This window comes from Streptococcus sp. 1453 (assembly GCF_013276955.1).
GTDB lineage: Bacteria > Bacillota > Bacilli > Lactobacillales > Streptococcaceae > Streptococcus.
In genome coordinates, this window is the sequence record NZ_VMLZ01000035.1 from 1 (window position 1) to 1209 (window position 1209).

Annotated in this window: 1 pseudogene; it reads left to right on the plus strand. The window is 41.6% G+C overall.

The features are described 5' to 3' along the window. Nucleotides 1-1191 (plus strand): annotated as a pseudogene (locus HW098_RS10245) (hypothetical protein); the annotation flags it as partial. Between the last annotated feature and the right edge of the window lie 18 nt (nucleotides 1192-1209).

Genomic DNA, 1209 nt, shown 5'->3' on the forward strand with positions numbered 1-1209 from the left:
AGCTATCCTCTATCGGACAAAATCCATAAACTCCTCCAAGAACTGAAGACCAGCACTGAAAATCCAGAACAAGTCCAAAAACTCAAGGAAGCCTATGATAAACTCAACGAAGCATTGGGACAATCAGAAAATGGGCTTGTCAATCAGGAGGTCTTTAATGCTGCACTTGAGGAATATAAAAAGGCAACCCAATTAAAGAATGGTGTGGAAAAAGGTAGCAGCGATAGTCCTAAATCTAGGAAAGAGAGATCTGTTGATAATTCCTTGAAAATAGGATTCGGTAAGGGTACAACTAAGGTTCCACAATATAGCGAAGAAACTCTACGAACGCTAAGTACAGGTGAAGCCTTTGGAAATAACCTCCGAATAACCGTCAAATCTTTCAGTGGTAAGACCGTTAGGAGTATTACAGTTAATGGTCTGGAAGGCACAGGACTATCAGCGACAGGATTAACTCTTACAAATGGATTGGGATATGTAGATTTGCGAGGAAGAATGCCGGTTGATAGGCATGGTTACACCAGAGTAACGGTTGTTGCGACAGATTCTTCAGGAAATACAAATCAGAATACACTAACTATTGCTAGACCTTTACCTGATGCGAGGATTACGACAACTAATAAGGAGTTAGAAGGTAAAGCCGAGACTAAGCCGATAATTTCGGGAACTATTGGTGTAAAAGCGGAACCTGGTAACACACCAGATGGCGCTGAGTTGATGGCTTATTTAGTACGTGGTGGTTCACCTAATCCTTATAGCTATAACAATGAAGCTCAGGGCTACCATACTATAGCAAAGACACGTGTCTCCGTTTCTGGAACTTTTAATTTTGTTCCACCTGAATACCGAGATTCAAAACTTGGCGAAGGAGATGTCAGAGTAGTGGTTGCCTACGTGAGGAAAGGAACAGATGAAACATTCAGTGAAGGAATGAAGTCTGGATTCTCGACAAATAGCGTTAGAGCTACAGCACCAATTGATAGGGATGGGGCTAAGCAAGAACTACAGACAAAAGCGAACGAGAAGAAGGCTACGATTAATGGTATCCAACATCTTACGAAAGAGGAGAATGCTGTAAAAGCAGCCATAGAGTCCAAAGAATACGATGCAACACCTCAAATTGACCAAGCCAAGTCCAAAATAGTGTTGATACTGCCAAGAATAGCGAGATTACCGAGATTAATTGTTTAAAAGATGGTCAAGTGGGAC